The sequence below is a fragment of the Oxalobacter aliiformigenes genome, assembly GCF_027116575.1.
In the GTDB taxonomy this organism is placed as follows: Bacteria; Pseudomonadota; Gammaproteobacteria; order Burkholderiales; family Burkholderiaceae_D; genus Oxalobacter; species Oxalobacter aliiformigenes.
Window position 1 is genome coordinate 1,311,241 of record NZ_CP098252.1, and the last position, 18,878, is coordinate 1,330,118.

The window sequence follows — 18,878 nt, forward strand, 5'->3', positions numbered from 1 at the left end:
AATCACAAAAGGTTCTGCCGCCATTGCGTTAAAAAGAAGGTACCGTTTCCCGGCAAGAACCGGAACCGGCCGGATGGGCGGATATTTGCGAAACGATGCCGCCGGCGGGAACCGTCTCCGGGACAAACCAACCGATCACGACGGGACGCCTATCATGAGTTTTGCCACACAGTTTTCATACGCCAAGCAGGGCATCCTCAATTTCCTGCATATCGTCATTCTGGTACTGTCTCTGTTTCTGCTGGTCAGCATTTCCTGGGATACATTCAACAATGTCTCGTTTCTGAACCAGCCCCTGTACATGGAAATCCAGTGGTGGATCTGCCTGTTTTTCCTGTTCGTTTTCCTGCTGGAACTGTTCCTTTCGAAAAACAGGAAACGTTACATCGCGACCCATTTCCTGTTTCTGCTCGTTTCCATCCCGTATCTGAACCTGATCGACTATTTCGGCATCACGTTCTCGCCGGAAATGACATACCTGATCCGTTTCATCCCGATGATCCGGGGAGGATATGCGCTGGCTATCGTCGTGGGCTGGCTGACATACAGCCGGGCGTCCAGCCTGTTCATTTCATACGTCACCATGCTGGTTGCCACCGTCTATTTCGCGAGCATGATCTTTTTCGTCGTCGAACACAGGGTCAATCCGATGGTAACCGGCTATCCCGCCGCACTCTGGTGGGCGACGATGGATGTAACGACCGTCGGTTCCAATATCTATGCGATGACCCCGACCGGGAAAATCATGTCCGTCGTGCTGGCCGCTCTCGGCATGATGCTTTTTCCGATTTTCACCGTATACATCACCAACCTGGTACAGAACGCCAACCGGGAACGTCTGAAATACTACAGCCGGCTGGAAGGACAGGGAGCGGATGCCGGAGGGCATATGACCGGAGACGTGAAAACGGACGACACGCCGCAGGATACGGATCCGCGGCCGTAAAAGGCGGATTTCGGCCGGTTATCGTTCAGCATGACAAGAGCAAGGAAGATACAGCCGGAAAACATGCTGGGCCGGGGCGTGCGGATATCAGTCATGACGGCGCCGGCCCGTTTCCACAAGAGGACGGTATGCGGCAATCTGTATAAAAATGCCGGTTCCCCGGCAAAAGGAGCTGCCGGCCGGCCAATGAAGCCGGATCAGCGGTCTTTTTTTCCTTGAGGATGTCGCGGATTTCCGTCAGCAGCTGGACATCGGCCGGCGGAGGAGGAGGGGGAGCCGCCTTTTCTTCTTCCGCCTTTTTGAACGACAGTTTGCTGATGATCTTGATGAGCACGAAAATCGAAAAAGCGATGATGACGAAATCGATGGTGACCTGAATGAAATTGCCGTAATTGAGCGACACTTCCGGAGAAACGACCTTGCCGCTTTCCACGACAGCCGATCTGATGACGAATTTCAGATCGTTGAAATGAATCCCGCCGATCAGAAGTCCCAGTACCGGCATCAGGATGTCGGAAACCAGCGACGAGACGATTTTGCCGAAAGCGCCACCGATGATGATACCGACAGCCATGTCGACCACATTGCCGCGCAGGGCGAATGCCTTGAATTCTTCCAGTGTTTTTTTCATGTCATGAATCCATTGTCAATAGTGAAACGGCAGGTTCCGCCACGTTTCGGAACCTGGACGGCAACAGGCATTCGCTCACGAAGTGGCATGCCATGACACCGGCATGTTTACCGTTGCCAGATGCGTATTGTAACGGCAGAAGCAGTTTTAAACCGAACAATCCTCAAACCGCGACATGGATAAACAACAAAAAACGGGGAGAAACCGTACCGGATGTCATGCTGTACATTATATTTTTATATATAATATAAAAATATATAATTTAATCCGCCACAGGAGAAAACACATGTCCATACAACCGTCGGAATGGGACCGCATGAACGAATCCGCCGCGCAAGCGGTCGATTTCATCAAGAAACTGGGCAATCCCGACCGTCTCAAGCTGTTATGCCGTCTGTCGCAGGGTGAGTGCCATGTCGGACAGCTGGAAGACGAATGCGGCATTCACCAGCCGACCCTGTCGCAGCAACTGGGAGTATTGAGAAGGGGAGGCCTGATCGTGCCCAGAAAAGATGGCAAACAGATTTTCTACCGTCTTTCCGACGGCCCCGTCATGGAAATCATGGCGATTCTGCACCGCCATTTTTGCAGCCGGCGGGAGACGTCCCGATGAACATCGACTGGAGCCATTTCACCCCGTATTCTTCCTTCGCCGGCGGCATTCTGATCGGACTGGCCGCCTGCCTGCTGATTCTGGCGGATGGCCGGATAGCCGGAATCAGCGGTATCGTTTCCGGACTGGCCAATCGCGACAAAAGGGAGCGGCGCTGGCGTGCCGCGTTTGTCGCCGGACTGTTGATCTCGCCCTGGCTGTATCGTCTTGCCGCACCATTGCCTGAAATCCGCTACGGCAGCCATTCATGGATTTTGCTGGCCATAGCCGGGCTGCTTGTCGGGTTCGGCAGCCGGCTCGGTTCGGGATGTACGAGCGGGCACAGTGTCTGCGGCCTTTCGCGACTGTCGAAACGTTCGCTTGTCGCCACCGTTCTCTTCATGGTATCCGGTGCGCTCTCCGTACTGCTTGTACGTCACTGGACAGGAGTCTGACATGTTCCATTTCGTCTCATTCGTCTCGGGCCTGCTTTTCGGACTCGGGCTCGTTCTTTCCAAAATGGCCGACCCCGGCAAAGTCATCGCCTTTCTGGACTTCACCGGTTGTTGGGATCCGTCTCTGGCCTTTGTCATGGCCGGCGCCGTCGGCGTGGGACTGGCCGGTTTTGCCTGTGCCCGGAAAACCGGAAAAACATGGCTGGGCGTTCCCATGCAATTGCCCCATGCCACACGGATCGACTGGCGGCTTGTCGCCGGCAGTGCGGTTTTCGGGGCAGGGTGGGGACTTGCCGGCGTTTGCCCGGGGCCCGCACTGGTCGCTCTTTCAACCGGCGTCGTCCCGGCAGCCGTTTTCGTCGTTTTCATGCTTGCCGGCATGGGATTGTATGCACTGGTGAACCGGGACTGAAAGAATCCGGCATGAGCGTCATACCGGTTCTTTACCGTATTGGAAGACGGCTTTTCGCGGCAAAGGATGAACGGCACGGAAAACGCAATGGCGGAGCGAAGGATGTCCGTGTTTTTTCGGGTACGATGGTGTGATCCTGTCGTTTTGCCGGTGAAAGGCATGTTCCGGTACGATGATATCTGCCGTATCTCTTTTTTTCGGCCATGCCGTTTGACAACGTCACCGGAAAAGGCCATGAAGCGGGTCTGCCACGAACGGATTTCTCCGAAAAAAAGCGTATGGCGGATATTCCGGCAAGATGTCCCCGGCTTGCGAAGACGATACCGGACGTGCCCGGGCAGGGCGGCTCCGTTATGCTTTTGTGCAAAAGGTCCCGGCGTTTCGGGCTGCCGACATCAATAATGGGTTTTCCCCGTAAATCCCGTCACGTCTATGCGGAATACAGAAACAACGGCCAGCATTTTTTCACTGAATGCGAAAGAACGGTTGCTGAACCGGCGCATCAGCGCCCGCAATCCGTGCGCCTTTTCATCCGGATCAGCCAGTTCGACGATATGACCATTACCCACAATGCTCCGGTAACGGAAACCGTACCGGCATGCCGGTTGTTCTCCCGCAAAGTCATGTCCGTCATCCATCTCGAAGGCGACAGACGGATTTTTTCTGAAAGCCGCTGTTTTTCTGCCCTCGCGTGGGGAGTGGACGTAAAGTGTCAGGCGAGTATCCTGCCAGTCGTATCCGAAATTCATGGGGACAATATAGAGCCCTTCATCATCGGATGTCGCGATCCGGATGATCTGACAGGCATCGACGATCCGGCCCAGTTCGCCACGGTCAGTGACCGGACGGTCCATTTTTCGCATTTCCATAAAATTCTCCGCATCAACCCCTGTCAGGACATACCTGCTTCATCCATTTCCGGGAAAATACTTTATCACGATATGAGGAAACCGGACTATCTTCGGAAGAACGTTTTCACATCGGAATCACCACGACGACAGCATGGAGCAACAGCCCGATCACTCCGCCGACTAATGTTCCGTTGATCCGGATGAACTGGAGATCCTTGCCGATCGACAGTTCCAGTTCCCTGACCATCGAACGGCTGTCCCAGTTCCGGACGGTATAGACGATATGCTGGGCCACCGTCGAGCGGATTTCTTCCGACATTGCCTGCGTTATCTGGATCATCTGGTCATTGATGGATTCGGTCATGGCCGGATTTTCCAGTATCCAGCGTCCGAAACGGCGGAAAGTCCGTGACAGCCGGTGTTTCATTTCGGAACCGGAATCCATCGCATCTTTCTGTATCCAGTGGCGGAAGTGCACCCACAGGGTTTCGAAATATTCGGCTACCACCGGCGTCCCCAGAAACTGCCGTTTCCAGCTCTCGATTCTGGCATGATACCCGGGATCGCTTTTGACGCGGCTGATGAAGCGGCCGGCCAGCTCGTCGAACTGTTTGCGACGGGGATGGGCCGGATCGCGACCGATATCGTGCAGCCAGCCCTGAAGACTTTCGACCAGCGTACCGGCCACCCGCATACCGAATTCATCCGTATCCATCACCAGCCCGAGCATTTTGATCAGCTTGGGATATTCGCGCCGGGAAACCTCGATGATCACCGCCGCCAGCTGCCTGCGTGTGCCGGGTTCGTCCAGTACGGAAGAAATCCGCAACAGCCCGACATCGAAAAGCGCCTGATGCTGGTTGTTGTGGGTCAGAACATCCATCAGCTGACCGATCAGATTGCCCAGATCCAGTTCTTCCAGCTGTTTGTAAATCGCATTGCGCAACAGTTTTCCCACACGCTGGTCATCGACGAATTCCAGCGCTCCCGTCAAAACGCGGATAGTCTTGTCGGCCAGAAAATCCGCCTTTTCCCGGGAAGACAGCCATGCCGCCATCCGCTGGGCCGGTTCCCAGTCCCGCATTTTGGCCGTCATCGTTTCCCGTGACAGGAAATTGTCCCGGATGAAAACAGCCAGATTCTCGGCGATTCTGTCCTTGTTTTCGGCAATAATGGCCGTACGGGGAATCGGAAGTTTCAACGGATGACGGAAAATGGCGACGACGGCGAACCAGTCGGCCAGCGCACCGATCATGGCCGCTTCGGAAAAAGCCCCGATCCATTCCCAGATGCCAGCCTTGCCGTAAAGACGGGAAACGATGAAAAGACAGGCCATCGCCACCAGCAGCACCGTGGCGGACAGCTTCATTTTCAGAAGCTGGCGTTTTCGGTTATGTTTTTCCATGCAAAGACTTTTTTCTCCGGTTCAGGAAGCGTTCCGTTCCCTGTTTTCAGGGTGGATCACATGCCGGCCGATCTCGTCAAGACCTTTCGAAATCAGATCGAAAGATTCATGGAAGGCATTGATATCTTTGGAATAAGGGTCGGGAACATCGTAATTGCCGAATTCCCCGACACGCATGATTTTTCCCCGGTAATTTGGAAAACGGGACCGGATGCTGTCGCTTTGCCTCTTTTCCATCGTCAGGACCAGATCGGCTTTTTCCAGCAACGCCTTCGTCAGTACCCGGGCGCGGTGACGGCTGATATCGATTCCGTTTTCTTTCATGACGTGAATGGCGGAAGGATCGGCAAACCAGCCGGCCGTGATATCCTCCAGACCGGCCGAGGCGATGTCTTTGTCGGGATAACGTTTTTTCAGAAGGCCTTCCGCCATCGGACTGCGGCAGATGTTGCCAAGACAAATCACCAGAATACTGTTTATCACCGATGTCCCTTTCACTCAAAACAAACGCACTTTCCGTGCAATCCCTGCAAAAAACAGCCCGGACTATCCCGTATTTTAAGGGATAGTCCGTTCTGAATCGAGCCGAAATACGGACTTGTCTTGATCTTTCATGCCATACCGGTCGATAAAGATCAATCCGGGACAGGGCGAGTCTCTTTATGCTGGCAACACATCCCGGATAACTGTTTCCGGCAAGTCTTCCGGCTGGAAACGCCAGCCTCACCGATCTGCGAAGGAGCGACAGTTGGACAAGAACACCTCTGCAAAACACCGGCGGTTCGGAGACCATACCCCCTGGTACGCCATGTCTGCCGATCAGGCCATGTCGTGTCTTGAAACGGGAAAAGAAGGTCTTTCCGGAAACGAGACGGAAAAACGCCTTCACGAATTCGGCCCGAATGTGCTTTCCGCCGCCAAACCGCGCAGCGCCCTGGTCCGCTTCATTCTCCAGTTCAACAACGTCCTGATCTATGTCCTGCTCATCTCCGCCGTGATCACCGGCATACTCGGCCACTGGGTCGATACCGGGGTCATCGCCGGCGTGGTGCTGATCAACGCCATCATCGGCTATATTCAGGAGGGGAAAGCGGAAAACGCGCTGGAAGCCATCCGGAAAATGCTGTCACTGGAAGCCATAGTCATCCGCAATGGCCAGCGCATGTCCATTCCGGGAGAAGACGTCGTTCCCGGAGACATTGTCGCATTCGCTCCGGGCGACCGTATCCCGGCCGATATCCGGCTGATCGACGAAAACGGTCTTGCCGTCGATGAAGCCGCGCTGACCGGAGAATCGCAACCTGTTTCCAAGCACACGGGAACCGTCCCTCCAGACACCCCTTTGGCCGACCGTTTCAACATGGTTTATTCCGGCACGCTGGTCACACAGGGTACGGCGCTGGGCGTCGTCGTCGCGACAGGGGATGCGACCGAATTTGGCCGTATCGGCAAAATGATCGGCCGGGTCGGAGAAGTCACGACTCCCCTGTTGCGCCGGATCGCCGTTTTCGGACGCTGGCTGACCGTCGGAATTTTGGCCGTCACCGTATTCACCTTTCTTGTCGGAACCGTCATACAGGGATACGGGATCGCCGACATGTTCCTGATGTGCGTGGCACTGGCCGTTTCCGCCATACCGGAAGGGTTGCCCGCCGTCATGACCATCACTCTGGCGCTGGGCGTGCAGCGGATGGCACGTCTGAATGCCATCGTCAGGAAGCTGCCGGCCGTCGAAACACTGGGATCGGTCACCGTCATTTGTTCCGACAAGACGGGTACCCTCACCAGAAACGAAATGACCGTCCAGACCGTTGTCACTGCCGGCAGGACATTTAAAGTCACCGGAACGGGATATGCCCCGACGGGCGAATTCCGGCTGGACCACCATGTCATCGAACCGTCCGCCTGCCCGGAACTGGAAGAGATCATCCGTGCCGCCGTACTTTGCAACGATGCCGTTCTTCAGGAAAGGGACGGCCAGTGGACTGTCATGGGCGATCCGACAGAAGGTGCGCTGCTGACACTGGGCATGAAAGCCGGTCTTGATCCGGACAGACTGCGCAATGGGCGATCCCGCCTGTCCACGATCCCGTTCGAGTCGGAATACCGATTCATGGCGACCCTGAACACGGACGGGGAAGGGCACAAATACCTGTTCGTCAAGGGGGCGCCCGAAACCGTGATCGAACGGTGCCAAAGCGAACGTACCGGAAACGGCGCGCAACGTCCCATCGACAGGACTTGCTGGCACCGCCGCATCCGGGAAATCGCCGCGGACGGGCAAAGGACACTGGCGGTTGCCATGAAAAAAATGCCGGATGAAGCGACGGAAACCGGTTTCGGCGATATCGGAGAAGGTCTTGTCATGCTCGGTGTGATCGGCATTATCGATCCGCCCCGGGATGAATCGCTTCTGGCCGTCAACCAGTGCCATCACGCCGGTATCGTCGTGAAAATGATCACGGGAGACCATGTCGAGACAGCCCGTGCCATCGGCGAGCGTCTGAACATCGGTATCGGCAAACCGGCCGTTACCGGCGCCGAACTGGAAAAAATGGATGACGCGACCCTGAGACGGACCGTTAGGGAAGCGGACATCTTTGCCCGGACCAGTCCCGAACACAAGCTGCGGCTGGTCGAGGCTCTCCAGGCCGACGGGGAAGTCACGGCCATGACCGGCGACGGCGTCAACGACGCACCGGCCCTGAAACGTGCCGATGTCGGACTGGCCATGGGTGTCAAGGGAACGGAAGCCGCCAAGGAAGCGGCCAGCATCGTGCTGGCGGACGACAATTTCAGCACCATCGCCGGCGCCGTCCGGGAGGGACGCCGCATTTACGACAATCTTCAGAAAGGCATTCTTTTCCTGTTGCCGACCAATGGCGGCCTGTCGCTGGTCGTGATCGTCGCCGTCCTGCTCGATTTTGCCCTTCCGCTGACTTCCAAACAGATTCTCTGGATCAACATGGTGACCGCGACGACCCTCTGTCTGGCGCTGACCTTCGAGCGGCCCGAAGCCAATGTGATGGACCGTCCTCCGCGTGCTCCCGATGCTCCGCCACTGACCCTTTACATGGTCTGGCGCATCGTGTTCACTTCCTGCATCCTCATGCTGGCCGCGTTGCTGCTGTTTGACTGGGAACTGAAAAACGGAGGAAATCTCCGTCTGGCCCGGACCGTCGCTGCCGCCGCCATCGTCGTCGGCCAGATCGCCTACCTGTTCAATTGCCGTTTCCTCAAGGCGTCGTCTCTGACGACACGGGTATTTTCCGGCAACCGGAGCATATATGTCGCCATCGGCATACTTGCCGTCCTGCAACTGATATACACCTATGTCCCCTGGTTTCAGGAAATATTCGATACCGCTTCCCCGGGTGTGAGAGACTGGATTCTCATTCTCGTCATGGGAGTGGCCAGCTTTCTGGTCATCGAGCTGGACAAGGCAGGGGAACGCTGGTTGTCCAGGCGGAACGGCCGTCCCGATTTCTGACATTCCGGTGTTTCCGGGATGCGAAAACACCGGAAGCGGCAAATAAACATTGCGGCCTGTGGAAAATGTGAAACAAACGGAACAACTTTGGCGAAAACCCGGTTTGGGGGATGAAATCCCGGGCATTAAGCGCTAAAGTAACCGACAGGGAGGGCGAATTCGCCCGGCCATTGTGACCAAGGAGAAACATCATGAAAAATAACCACAGTATCATGGTGGCGACCGATATGTCCGAATGCGCGACGATGGCGGAAAGCAGGGCGGCCATGTTGTGTCAGCAGCTGGGAAAATCGCGGCTGGATATCATCAACGTGCAGGATCTGTCCATCATCGACATGCTCACCCGTGTCCTGAAAAGTTCATCGTCAGATACGGAGGATGCCGTCAGGGAAAGCATGTCCGGCGATTTGGCCCAGGTAGCGACCCGTCTTGAAAACAAGTACCGGATTCCGTGCGAACGACTGATCCGGTTTGGTAATCCTGTTGCCGAAATCATGAAAGAGATCGTGGCGCGCGGGACCGGACTGCTGGTTATCGGCGCCCATGGAAACGGCCCGAAAAGCCATGATTTTCTGGGGAATCTCCCCAGCAAACTGCTCCAGATCAGCCCCGTGCCCTTGCTTGTCATCCGCCAGGAACCGAAACGGGCTTACGACAAAATCATGATCGCCGTCGATTTCTCGGAAATATCGTATTATCAGGCCAGACAGGCGCTTTCACTCGCGACGCCGGATGCCGAAATCGTGTTCGTTCATGCCTATGAAGTACCCAACGAGGGCATCATGCGATATGCCAACGTATCGCAGGGCCTGCTGCACGAGTTCCGTTCCGATATCCGTCTGAAAGCCGGGGCCGAAATGCAGTCGTTCATCGCACGGCTTCAGACATCGCATCATGTCACATCGGTCATCCAGCTCGGCATTCCCCACGTGGTCATCCGGGAACACGTGCAATCGAAAAAGCCCGATCTGCTCGTCATGGGAAAACTGGGACGCAACCGCTTCGAGGAATTCATTCTGGGCAGCACCTCACGCAATGCCATTTACGAAACGGACTGCGACATCATGATCGTTCCGCCGACTGCGGTGAAAAAGGAAATACAGGAATCGGCCGACGGACAGAACCGGACGGCTGCAACCGGAAAATCATGACGCCAAACCGCGCGCAATGGCAATGCCCACCTGCGCGCGGTTTCCCAATGGCTCTTCATCCGTACAAAAGGCGCGACGGCGAAGTGGAGAGACGAAGTTCTTGAAAGAGGGCGGTAAAAACAGCCGATACGGGTTGCCCGTCCTTTTTTTGATGGGGATTTTCTGTTCCAGACATGGTATTGAAGGCAAGAAATGAATCGTATTACGGTTTTGCAGGGTGATGTTGCCAGGCTGGAAGTCGAAGCGGCCGAAAATATATCCGGTCAATCGCTTTTCCTGCTATCTCTTGCGGCACGTATCGCTTTCCGATAGAAAAGGCGGCAAGAACCGCGATAAATGCCATTCAGGAAAATATTCTGAAATATCCGGAGCTTGAAAAAATTGTTCTTGTCGATATTAACGATACCATTTTGAACGCGTATAAAAAACTTTTGCGAATATAATCGTTTGACGTGTTGTCCGGGAATCGTTTTTCCGTCAGGTCGCAAAATGATGGAGATGGATTCAGGAAAACACGTCCGCTTCGCCTGGTTCAACGCCCTGTTCATTATGGGGAGAAACACGCGGGGACGTGACACCGTGCCAGTCGATGGCGATGGACGGATCGTCCCGGCGGATACAGCGCATGCTGTTTTCGTCATACGGTTTTGTCGTCAATGCGACGATATCGACGAAATCGCTCAACGTCAGCATCCCGCAGGCGAATCCTTCCGGAATCCGGAACCGGTAACCGTTGTCGCCGGCCAATACCGTGGCGACCCATCGGGAAAAACCGGGTGAGGATTTCCGAAGATCGACGGCGACCTGGAAAATCTGTCCGTTCTCGACATAAACGAGACAGCCCCGGGTATGAGGTTCGATCTGGTAATGCAGGCCGATCAGTTGATGATGTTCCGTATGCGTGCGGATTTCCTGTGCGAACCCGATCGGATTTGCCAGAGCCGTTCTGAATGCTTCTAGATCGAATGCCTCCGGAAAAAGCCTCTGGCTGTTTCCGGGAACATCCGGATCGATGATTTTGACCTCAGGTATGGCTGTGTTCGTAATATTCATGATTCAGCATCAGGAAAAGAGGCGTGTTGCGCAAATGGTATCGGGTCTCGCTTTTGCCGAAATGGTTCCAGGCGAACGGATCGACATATTCGCGTCCGCTTCCGTCCGGCACGATATTCGGATCGTACTCCCGCACGAAACGGCCGTCTGCCGGATCGGCGGCAAACGCCTGTCCCAGAAAACTCACGTTCTCGAAAGGTATATCCATCGTTTCGTGAAAAAAACGACGGCCCGGATCTGACTGGACATGGATCGACATAACAGATTTCCCATAATATTCGACGTGGGTTGCCACGGAAAGTTCCGGATAAACATAAACCGCTTTCCCGGCCGGTGGCTTGTCAAGGCGCAAGAAATGGAAAACGCGAAGATACCGGATACGACGATTCTTGTAACAGAAAAAACATCCGCCGAAACGGCAGGAGAATATCCGGGAAAAGCCAAAAAAACGCCGGCCTTCATAAGGCCGGCGATACGGCGGGGAGGGAAATCCCTATTTTTTTCCGGGCCAGGCCACGACTTTCTGGCGCTGTTCACCCAGTTTTTCGACACCGGCAACGACGACATCTCCCGGTTTCAGAAACACCTGCGGGTTGCGGGCCAGCCCGACACCCGGCGGCGTACCGGTCGCAATGACATCACCGGGCAAAAGCGTCATGAAATGCGAGAGATAGCTGACGATTTTCGCTACCGTGAAAATCATCGTTTTCGTGTTGCCCTGCTGCATCCGCTCGCCATTCACGTCCAGCCAGACGTCCAGATTCTGCGGATCGGGAATTTCATCCCGTGTCACGAGCCAGGGGCCGATCGGGCCGAATGTATCGCACCCCTTGCCCTTGTCCCACTGGGTACCGCGTTCGATCTGGAATTCCCTCTCGGACAGGTCGTTGGCGACACAATACCCGGCCACATAATCGAGCGCTTCTTCCTCGCCGATATACTGGGCCTTTTTGCCGATAATGACTCCCAGTTCGATTTCCCAGTCCGATTTTTTCGAATCTTTCGGCAAAACGATATTGTCGTTGGCGCCACACAGGCAGGTCACCGCTTTCATGAAAACGATCGGTTCGCGGGGAATGCGCATCTTCGCTTCGGCAGCATGCTCGATGTAATTGATGCCGATAGCGATATATTTGCCGACATGGGCGACAGGAACACCCAGACGGGGGCGTCCCGTAACCAGCGGCAGCCTGTCGGTTTTCAGTTTCGCCAGCCGGGCCAGCGCCCGGTCGGAAAGCTGGTCGGCAGTGAAATCGTCTATCTTGCCGGACAGATCGCGAAGTTTGCCGTCAGAATCGATCAGACCGGGTTTTTCCTTGCCGGGTTTGCCATAACGAACCAGTTTCATGATATCTCTCCTGAAAATTGAAATCGGATTTGCCTTTTTCCCCGGTAAAATCATACAGGCAAAAAAGCGTTTTTCCCACCAGAAACCACCTGTTTCGGGGAATCCGATCTGTTCTGCCGGACCTAAAACGGCCGCAAAACGGGAAAGCTCATGAGCACATCATGCCAAAGATTTTCTCCGCTTCAATCCAGGGCGCGTTTCCACAAAACCAGTTTGTCCTCGAAAGAACGGCTGGCATAGGCGGGAGACGAGGAGGGGAGCAGCACCGTCCGGTAGCCTGCCGCCTCCAGCCTTTTCGCATATGCTCCGGCCACCTTGCCGTTGAAACAGACCTTTTCCAGACGCGGGCAAATTTCCTTTAACAGGGTGAAATCGTTGGCGACCGCATTCCGGATCCGGGAATCCAGACTGCCGACGCGGTCGCACAGGGAAATCACATCCCACAGACCGATACCGTGTCCCAGCAGGCGATCCAGCCGTTTTTCATAAGGCAGGGACACCAGATCGTCGTCCAGCACGGCCGACAGCAGCTTCCAGAACTGGTTGCGCGGATGGGCGTAATACTGGCGGGCCGCCAGCGATTCCCGGCTCGGAAAACTGCCCAGTATGATCGTATGGATGTCGGGAGAAAGCAGGGGAGAGAGCCCGTTCAATGGCGCCAGCGGTACGGGAATCTGGCCGGAATCGTTCATCGTTTTTTCAGCATCGGACATCGGATTTCTCCGGAAAATGACATTAACCGGCATTGTAGCGACAAAGCCGGACATTTCCGACTGTCACGGGAAAATCGCCACAAACGGTTTATGGATTTGAACCAGCACAAAATCGTCCGGCGCTTTTTTTCCTAGACTGGAACCATTTCCCTTTTTGAATGGAATTCGTCATGAAACAACGTCAGGAAAAGAAGCCGGCCGTTTTGCCCGAACAGAACAATCGTCGGAAAGATTGGGAAAAAGCCGATGTCATCGATCGGGGTATCGAGATGGAAATCGACCGGGGACATTTTGCAGCGGTCCGTTTTCTGGAAGAACACGACATCCGTCCCGACATTATCGAGAGAGTGCTGCGTCAAAGGCTGGACAGGCGAAGCCGTACGTGGGACATGATGTAACGCCGATTTTGAAAACATATGACAGGGAGGAACCCGGATGAACCGCATTCAGAAAGAAGTCCAGGCTCTTTTGCTCGATTCCAGAGGAAAGCTGCCCCCGGCTCTTGTGGATGAAGATATCATCGCCGAAGCGCTTGCGATGCGAGAAACAATCGGCGAAGACTATGCGATGACATACCTTCAGTTCAAGGGAATGAGTCCGGAAAAAGCGGCAGAAGTCCTGAAAACACCTCCCTTCATGCATTGACAACGTGTGAGAAGTTCCCCGTTTCTTTTTCCTGCCTTCGGCTTTTCCCTGATCCGGTCCCCCTGCCCTGCCTGGCGACACATATCCGGATAATTTTCCCACCTGATTCCCCGTCTTGCCTGCCTTTTGGCCTTCCTTATATTCCCCGAACGGAAAAATCCGGAAACGGAATGCCGTGAAAACACTTTTCCATATGCTTTTTCCGCCTGGTCCATTTCCGGACTGTCGGAAGATATTATCAAAAATGTAACAGATCAAGGCAAATTTACAACGGACATGGCATATTTTTATTATTGAATACCCTTTCGGCCAGATCCGGATACAGGGATTTCCGGCGGGAAACGGTTCAATTTTCAGGACAATGAAAAATGGATATCGAATACAAAGACAACGCTTCTTATACCATCGATGAAATGATCAATCTTTACCGGCGTTCGACCCTGGGCGAAAGGCGACCGCTGGACAGACCGGACATCTTCGAAAAAATGCGTGATTGCGCCAATCTCGTCATCACGGCGTGGGATGGCGACAAACTGGTCGGCATTGCACGCAGTTTCACCGATTTCGGCTATGTCACCTATCTGGCGGATCTGGCAGTAGACGCCGCCTACCAGAAAAAAGGCATCGGCAAACGGCTTGTTGAGGAAACACGGGTACGCCTTGAACCGACATGCAAAATCGTCCTTCTGGCCGCTCCCAAAGCGAATGAATATTATCCCCGGATCGGTTTTTCCCACAATCCGAGGGCCTGGGTACTGAAAGGAGAAATCGCGTTCACTTCCGACTAAATGAAACAAAAATCCGGTTTTTCCGACAGAAATCCGGAAACGGTCTGCAAAAGAATACGGACCGGAAACAGTCAGTTCTTTTGAAACGGAACACAACCATGTAATATGTCAAAATAAACATAATGTTTACTTGCGTTACTGCAAGCACTGGAAGGAGAGACGCAATGAATTTTACCTATTACATTCCTACACGCATTCTCTTTGGCCGCGGAACATTAAACGAGTTGCACACCCAGAAACTGCCCGGCAAAAAAGCGATGATCGTGACGACGGCCGGGAAATCCATCCGGAAATACGGGTATCTCGACCGTGTATCCGAAGAACTTGCCAAAGCGGGAGTATCCATTGTTCTTTTCGACCGTATCCAGCCCAATCCGGTCAAACAGCACGTTATGGAAGGCGCGGAGCTGGCACGCAGAAAACAGTGCGATTTCATCGTCGGCCTCGGAGGCGGCAGCAGCATCGATTCGGCAAAATCCATTGCCCTCATGGCGACCAACGAAGGCGACTACTGGGACTACATTGCCGGAGGAACGGGAAAAGCACAGGTTCCGCAAAACCGTCCGCTTCCCGTTATCGCCATCACCACTACAGCCGGAACCGGTTCGGAAGCCGATCCCTGGACAGTCATCACCAAAGAGGAAACGAACGAAAAAATCGGCTTCGGCTATGACGACACCTTTCCGGTATTATCCATCGTCGATCCCGAACTGATGGCGAGCGTCCCGCCGTCCCTGACGGCTTTTCAGGGATTCGACGCCCTGTTTCACAGTACGGAAGGTTACCTGGCACAGTGCGCCAATCCGGTCAGCGACGCCCTGTCGCTGAAAGCGATAGAACTGATCGGCAAACACCTGCCGTCAGCTGTCCGAAACGGCAAGGACATGGCGGCCAGGGAAGGGATGGCAATCGCCAATACACTCTCCGGCATGGTCGAGTCGACCTCGTCGTGTCTGTCCGAGCATTCGCTGGAACACGCTCTTTCCGCCTACCATCCCGATCTGCCGCATGGAGCGGGGTTGATCATGATCAGCCAGGCGTACTATACCCATTTCGCCCAGGCACATGCCTGCGATTCACGGTTGATCGATATGGCCAGGGCACTGGGCAAAAAAGACGCCACCCATCCGATGGACTTCGTCATCGCACTGGTCCAGTTGCAGGTCGCCTGCGGCGTGGACAACCTCAAAATGTCCGATTACGGCATCAGACGCGAGGACTTGCCCGTCATGGCGAAAAATGCCCGCGACACCATGGGCGACCTGTTCCTGCTGGACCCGATCGCCCTCTCGGAAGAAGACTGCATCGCCATATACGAACAGTCCTACCGCTAGAATATTTTTGCAGGAAAATCCGTATCGGGTTGCCGCGGATTTTCCTGTCGTAACAATCCTTTCCCACTACAGACTGAAATACCTGATACCTTGCCATCGGGAATTTCTGCCGTTACCTGTTTCCTGTAAAATTGATGACCGACAAATATCTGTAGGATGATCGGGTAGCAAGGGCTTTTTTACTTCGAAAATCACCTGATAGCCTGATCTCAGCGTTTTTTCAGAACCGAATAAAGCAATGTCTGTTGTTGATTCCAGAAAAGTAATGATTTTTTGCAAAGGAGTAGATCGTACTATCGATATCAGGAACTGTGAAGCTATTGGAAACCGATATCGTATCTGTTTCAAAAATGGCAGGGAATATTTTTATAACAGAAACAATATCAGGATTTTTCATAATCCTGAAAGTATATCGTTTAAAAACAAATCTGTTTTCCACAATCAGATCCTGCTGGAAAATATCAGCAAAATTCTCCTGTTCGGAAAAAAACATGACGCTTATTACAGGATTTTCCGGCTACATCAGGATCCGTTTTCGGCACCTGTATCCGAATTCGAATTTCTCGAGAATGCCGCTACGCCACAATCCACCTTTATTCTCGACTATTACAGGCATATTGTTTGTCTTCTTGAATCCAAACATAATGAAGAGAAAGGCTTTTTGACCCGGCTGTATGACCGGCTTGGATTCATTCATCCAGAAAGCATTCTTGCCGCTTACCTCAATCGTCGTTATCCGACATATACGGGAAATTTCACCAGCCGGACATATCCATTGATCTTTCCCTTCCGGTTTAATCTCAGCCAGAAAACCGCACTTGAAAACGCTCTGTCGAATCCCGTTTCAGTCATTGAAGGGCCTCCTGGAACAGGTAAAACCCAGACCATTCTGAATATTCTTGCTAATCTGGTTGCAGTGGGAAAGAAAAGTGTCGCCGTCGTATCTTTTAATAACGAAGCGGTTAATAATATCCGTGACAAACTGGATAAGGCGGGTTATGGTTTCTTGGTTGCCGATCTTGGAAGAAAGGAGAAAAGGGAAAATTTTTTCAACCAGTTGCAACAGGCCGATGTTTCCAGTTTCAAAAGCACTTCATCCCTTAGAAGTCTTGAAAAAGAAATCGGGAAACTGAATCAGCAGCTAGCCGGATTGTTGGCGATAAACAATTCCGGAGCACAACTCCGGCAAGAACTTGCTGCCTACCGGCTGGAACAACAGCATTTCGAAAAACAGATTGAAGGTAAATCCAGCCGAATTGAGAAACTACCCCTGTTTGCAAAATCGTCCGAAAAACTCATAACTTGCCTGGCTGATCTTCATTTGGCAGACAGACTGGGAATCCATTCGACATTCCTATTCAAACTGAAACTATTTTTCAAATACGGTATTTTCCGTTTTTGGAAAAAAAGTGGGAAAATGGATTTTTACGTTACTCTGCAACGTGAATTTTACCGTCTGAAAATTCATGAACTAGAAAAAATATACCGGAAAAACCAAGAATATCTGGAAAAACATTCTTTCGACAGCTTGAGTGAAACACATTATAAGAAGTCAGTCGAATATTTTCGCAAACAGTTGTATGAGTTATATTCCCGACTTGCAAAACCGTCTTTCACAGAAAAAGCTCTTCAGGACAGCCGTCATTTCAGGAAATTCCTGAAATATTATCCGGTTATTCTCAGTACCAATCATTCCCTTCTAAATTCAATACCCGATCATTATTTGCTGGATTATGTGATCATTGACGAAGCTTCACAGGTTGATCTACTCACAGCGCTTCCTGTTCTGTCCCGTTGCAGGAATTTGATCGTTGTCGGTGATACAAAACAGTTACCACAGATTGTCGATACAAAACTGGACAAAACCGGATTGTCTTCCATTCCGGCCGAATATGACTATTTTAGTCAGAATATTCTTTCTTCCATCCTTGCAGTTTTCAAGCAGCATGTTCCCCGTGTCATTCTGAAAGAACACTACCGGTGCCATCCTGAAATTATCGGATTTTGTAACCGCAAATACTATAACGATGAACTCATTCCGTTTACCAGTGCTGACATGTCAGAAAAACCTTTGGTCCTGTATAAAACGGCGAAAGGCAATCATTCACGGCAAATAACACATGATTATGTGAAAGAAAGGGGAATTTACAATCAGAGAGAAATAGATATTGTCCAAAATGAAATGCTGGAGAAACTGGGAATCAATCCTGAAAAAGATGATATTGGTTTCGTTACCCCATATCGCAGACAGGTTTGCAAGGCTTCCAGGATTCTGCCAGACTATATCGTAAGCGACACTGTTCACAAATATCAGGGAAGAGAAAAAGACATCATTATATTATCCACCGTCCTCGATAAAAAGTCTGGAAGAAACCATCTTCATTTTGTTGATGATCCCCATCTGGTAAATGTTGCGGTTTCCCGTGCCAGAAAAAAACTTATCGTGGATACGGATCATGACTACTTTATGAAACATGGCAAGCATATGCGTGATCTGTGCCATTACATCCAGTACCACACACTGGACTCTCAGGTTATCGAAAGCGATGTTATTTCCGTTTTTGACCTGCTTTACAAGAATTATTCCGACAAGTTGAAAAAACTGCAGGCCAGGTTGTCTGACCACAGCCAATTCAGATCAGAAAATATCGTACATGCCCTGCTGGAAGATATCCTCTCACGACCAGAATATTCCGATTTTACATTCGTTGCTCAGGTTAGGCTCCACGATATTTTCAGAAATCCGAATTTTGCGAACACGGGATCGTCTCATGACATGGAAAACGATTACCTTGACAAAGCATCTGTCGATTTTGTTATTTATCGTAAATGCGGAAACCGGTTCGCGTTTGCCATTGAAGTGGACGGTTTTGCTTTTCACGAAAACAATCCGGAGCAATTGACAAGAGACAGACTTAAACAAGCCATATTTGATAAATACGGATTGAAAATTCTCCGTCTGCCAACAAACGGAAGCGGTGAAGAACAAAAAATTCTGGCAATGCTGGACCGGATACAGCAATCGTATGGATAGCGAGAAAAGCAGGCGGTACCATATCAATTA

General features: G+C 52.4%; 20 protein-coding genes and 1 pseudogene. 13 read left to right on the plus strand and 8 right to left on the minus strand.

Annotated elements, in window-relative coordinates; translation table 11 throughout:
- Nucleotides 1-154 precede the first annotated feature (154 nt).
- Nucleotides 155-946: a potassium channel family protein gene (locus tag NB647_RS06115; RefSeq protein WP_269282427.1), complete on the plus strand. Its 792-nt coding sequence runs from the start codon at nucleotides 155-157 to the stop codon at nucleotides 944-946.
- Nucleotides 947-1,160: 214 nt separating this feature from the next.
- On the opposite strand, the pseudogene mscL reads toward NB647_RS06115, so the two are convergent.
- A pseudogene (mscL, locus tag NB647_RS06120) lies at nucleotides 1,161-1,577 on the minus strand (large-conductance mechanosensitive channel protein MscL); the annotation flags it as partial.
- A 286-nt stretch (nucleotides 1,578-1,863) separates the two neighbouring features.
- Here mscL and NB647_RS06125 point away from each other — a divergent pair.
- Genes NB647_RS06125 through NB647_RS06140 form a run of 4 tightly spaced genes read left to right on the plus strand, consistent with a single transcriptional unit; the run spans nucleotide 1,864 to nucleotide 3,170 of the window.
- Nucleotides 1,864-2,190 carry an ArsR/SmtB family transcription factor gene (locus NB647_RS06125; RefSeq protein WP_269282428.1) on the plus strand — a complete coding sequence of 109 codons (327 nt, stop codon included), beginning with the start codon at nucleotides 1,864-1,866 and terminating at the stop codon, nucleotides 2,188-2,190.
- On the plus strand, nucleotides 2,187-2,624 hold the full coding sequence (locus tag NB647_RS06130) for a YeeE/YedE family protein (protein ID WP_269282430.1): 438 nt from the start codon (nucleotides 2,187-2,189) through the stop codon (nucleotides 2,622-2,624). Before NB647_RS06125 ends, NB647_RS06130 begins: the two co-directional genes overlap by 4 nt.
- A gap of 1 nt (nucleotide 2,625) precedes the next feature.
- Entirely contained in the window at nucleotides 2,626-3,036 is a 411-nt protein-coding gene (locus tag NB647_RS06135) for a DUF6691 family protein (protein ID WP_269265758.1), read from the plus strand.
- Between the two features lie 11 nt (nucleotides 3,037-3,047).
- Complete coding sequence (locus NB647_RS06140; RefSeq protein ID WP_269265760.1) at nucleotides 3,048-3,170, plus strand: hypothetical protein; 123 nt, start codon at nucleotides 3,048-3,050, stop codon at nucleotides 3,168-3,170.
- A 261-nt stretch (nucleotides 3,171-3,431) separates the two neighbouring features.
- Here the strand turns inward: NB647_RS06140 and NB647_RS06145 are convergent, their stop codons facing one another.
- The 3 genes from NB647_RS06145 to NB647_RS06155 form a co-directional block, all read right to left on the minus strand.
- A complete protein-coding gene (locus NB647_RS06145; RefSeq protein WP_269265761.1) occupies nucleotides 3,432-3,905 on the minus strand; it encodes a pyridoxamine 5'-phosphate oxidase family protein in 474 nt (157 codons plus the stop codon).
- Between the two features lie 106 nt (nucleotides 3,906-4,011).
- The gene (locus NB647_RS06150) at nucleotides 4,012-5,292 is read right to left on the minus strand and encodes a DUF445 domain-containing protein (RefSeq protein WP_269282432.1); all 1,281 of its coding nucleotides are present in this window, start codon (nucleotides 5,290-5,292) and stop codon (nucleotides 4,012-4,014) included.
- Nucleotides 5,293-5,313: 21 nt separating this feature from the next.
- On the minus strand, nucleotides 5,314-5,775 hold the full coding sequence (locus NB647_RS06155; RefSeq protein ID WP_269282433.1) for a low molecular weight protein-tyrosine-phosphatase: 462 nt from the start codon (nucleotides 5,773-5,775) through the stop codon (nucleotides 5,314-5,316).
- Between the two features lie 265 nt (nucleotides 5,776-6,040).
- Between NB647_RS06155 and NB647_RS06160 the strand changes: the two genes are divergently transcribed.
- From NB647_RS06160 to NB647_RS10645, 3 genes are all read left to right on the plus strand, one after another.
- Entirely contained in the window at nucleotides 6,041-8,782 is a 2,742-nt protein-coding gene (locus NB647_RS06160) for a cation-transporting P-type ATPase (RefSeq protein ID WP_269282435.1), read from the plus strand.
- Between the two features lie 191 nt (nucleotides 8,783-8,973).
- Nucleotides 8,974-9,933 (plus strand): universal stress protein, encoded by a 960-nt coding sequence (locus tag NB647_RS06165; protein WP_269265766.1) that lies wholly within the window; start codon nucleotides 8,974-8,976, stop codon nucleotides 9,931-9,933.
- Between the two features lie 281 nt (nucleotides 9,934-10,214).
- Nucleotides 10,215-10,376 carry a macro domain-containing protein gene (locus NB647_RS10645; protein WP_416143582.1) on the plus strand — a complete coding sequence of 54 codons (162 nt, stop codon included), beginning with the start codon at nucleotides 10,215-10,217 and terminating at the stop codon, nucleotides 10,374-10,376.
- Between the two features lie 61 nt (nucleotides 10,377-10,437).
- Here NB647_RS10645 and NB647_RS06170 read toward each other — a convergent pair whose 3' ends face one another.
- The 4 genes from NB647_RS06170 to NB647_RS06185 form a co-directional block, all read right to left on the minus strand.
- Nucleotides 10,438-10,986 (minus strand): dTDP-4-dehydrorhamnose 3,5-epimerase family protein, encoded by a 549-nt coding sequence (locus NB647_RS06170; protein ID WP_269282437.1) that lies wholly within the window; start codon nucleotides 10,984-10,986, stop codon nucleotides 10,438-10,440.
- Complete coding sequence (locus NB647_RS06175; protein WP_269282439.1) at nucleotides 10,958-11,245, minus strand: hypothetical protein; 288 nt, start codon at nucleotides 11,243-11,245, stop codon at nucleotides 10,958-10,960. Before NB647_RS06175 ends, NB647_RS06170 begins: the two co-directional genes overlap by 29 nt.
- 234 nt (nucleotides 11,246-11,479) lie before the next feature.
- Nucleotides 11,480-12,334 (minus strand): fumarylacetoacetate hydrolase family protein, encoded by an 855-nt coding sequence (locus tag NB647_RS06180; RefSeq protein WP_269281150.1) that lies wholly within the window; start codon nucleotides 12,332-12,334, stop codon nucleotides 11,480-11,482.
- 182 nt (nucleotides 12,335-12,516) lie between these two features.
- On the minus strand, nucleotides 12,517-13,047 hold the full coding sequence (locus NB647_RS06185; RefSeq protein ID WP_416143417.1) for a DNA-deoxyinosine glycosylase: 531 nt from the start codon (nucleotides 13,045-13,047) through the stop codon (nucleotides 12,517-12,519).
- Nucleotides 13,048-13,217: 170 nt separating this feature from the next.
- On the opposite strand from NB647_RS06185, the gene NB647_RS06190 reads away from it, so the two are divergent.
- The 5 genes from NB647_RS06190 to NB647_RS06210 all read left to right on the plus strand — a co-directional run bounded on the left by NB647_RS06190 (nucleotide 13,218) and on the right by NB647_RS06210 (nucleotide 18,848).
- Nucleotides 13,218-13,445 carry a hypothetical protein gene (locus NB647_RS06190; RefSeq protein WP_269263737.1) on the plus strand — a complete coding sequence of 76 codons (228 nt, stop codon included), beginning with the start codon at nucleotides 13,218-13,220 and terminating at the stop codon, nucleotides 13,443-13,445.
- 37 nt (nucleotides 13,446-13,482) lie between these two features.
- Complete coding sequence (locus NB647_RS06195; protein WP_269263738.1) at nucleotides 13,483-13,692, plus strand: hypothetical protein; 210 nt, start codon at nucleotides 13,483-13,485, stop codon at nucleotides 13,690-13,692.
- Nucleotides 13,693-14,060: 368 nt separating this feature from the next.
- The gene (locus NB647_RS06200; protein ID WP_269263739.1) at nucleotides 14,061-14,480 is read left to right on the plus strand and encodes a GNAT family N-acetyltransferase; all 420 of its coding nucleotides are present in this window, start codon (nucleotides 14,061-14,063) and stop codon (nucleotides 14,478-14,480) included.
- A gap of 164 nt (nucleotides 14,481-14,644) precedes the next feature.
- Entirely contained in the window at nucleotides 14,645-15,814 is a 1,170-nt protein-coding gene (locus tag NB647_RS06205; protein ID WP_269282441.1) for an iron-containing alcohol dehydrogenase, read from the plus strand.
- A gap of 265 nt (nucleotides 15,815-16,079) precedes the next feature.
- Nucleotides 16,080-18,848 (plus strand): AAA domain-containing protein, encoded by a 2,769-nt coding sequence (locus NB647_RS06210; RefSeq protein ID WP_269282443.1) that lies wholly within the window; start codon nucleotides 16,080-16,082, stop codon nucleotides 18,846-18,848.
- Nucleotides 18,849-18,878 lie beyond the last annotated feature (30 nt).

Excerpts from the sequence above, each read along its gene's own strand:
- NB647_RS06115 (WP_269282427.1), top strand. The coding sequence starts at position 155 with ATGAGTTTTGCCACACAGTTTTCATACGCCAAGCAGGGCATCCTCAAT.
- NB647_RS06125 (WP_269282428.1), top strand. The coding sequence starts at position 1,864 with ATGTCCATACAACCGTCGGAATGGGACCGCATGAACGAATCCGCCGCG.
- NB647_RS06130 (WP_269282430.1), top strand. The coding sequence starts at position 2,187 with ATGAACATCGACTGGAGCCATTTCACCCCGTATTCTTCCTTCGCCGGC.
- NB647_RS06135 (WP_269265758.1), top strand. The coding sequence starts at position 2,626 with ATGTTCCATTTCGTCTCATTCGTCTCGGGCCTGCTTTTCGGACTCGGG.
- NB647_RS06140 (WP_269265760.1), top strand. The coding sequence starts at position 3,048 with ATGAGCGTCATACCGGTTCTTTACCGTATTGGAAGACGGCTTTTCGCG.
- NB647_RS06145 (WP_269265761.1), bottom strand. The coding sequence starts at position 3,905 with ATGGAAATGCGAAAAATGGACCGTCCGGTCACTGACCGTGGCGAACTG.
- NB647_RS06150 (WP_269282432.1), bottom strand. The coding sequence starts at position 5,292 with ATGGAAAAACATAACCGAAAACGCCAGCTTCTGAAAATGAAGCTGTCC.
- NB647_RS06165 (WP_269265766.1), top strand. The coding sequence starts at position 8,974 with ATGAAAAATAACCACAGTATCATGGTGGCGACCGATATGTCCGAATGC.
- NB647_RS06170 (WP_269282437.1), bottom strand. The coding sequence starts at position 10,986 with ATGAATATTACGAACACAGCCATACCTGAGGTCAAAATCATCGATCCG.
- NB647_RS06175 (WP_269282439.1), bottom strand. The coding sequence starts at position 11,245 with ATGTCGATCCATGTCCAGTCAGATCCGGGCCGTCGTTTTTTTCACGAA.
- NB647_RS06180 (WP_269281150.1), bottom strand. The coding sequence starts at position 12,334 with ATGAAACTGGTTCGTTATGGCAAACCCGGCAAGGAAAAACCCGGTCTG.
- NB647_RS06185 (WP_416143417.1), bottom strand. The coding sequence starts at position 13,047 with ATGTCCGATGCTGAAAAAACGATGAACGATTCCGGCCAGATTCCCGTA.
- NB647_RS06190 (WP_269263737.1), top strand. The coding sequence starts at position 13,218 with ATGAAACAACGTCAGGAAAAGAAGCCGGCCGTTTTGCCCGAACAGAAC.
- NB647_RS06195 (WP_269263738.1), top strand. The coding sequence starts at position 13,483 with ATGAACCGCATTCAGAAAGAAGTCCAGGCTCTTTTGCTCGATTCCAGA.
- NB647_RS06200 (WP_269263739.1), top strand. The coding sequence starts at position 14,061 with ATGGATATCGAATACAAAGACAACGCTTCTTATACCATCGATGAAATG.
- NB647_RS06205 (WP_269282441.1), top strand. The coding sequence starts at position 14,645 with ATGAATTTTACCTATTACATTCCTACACGCATTCTCTTTGGCCGCGGA.
- NB647_RS06210 (WP_269282443.1), top strand. The coding sequence starts at position 16,080 with ATGATTTTTTGCAAAGGAGTAGATCGTACTATCGATATCAGGAACTGT.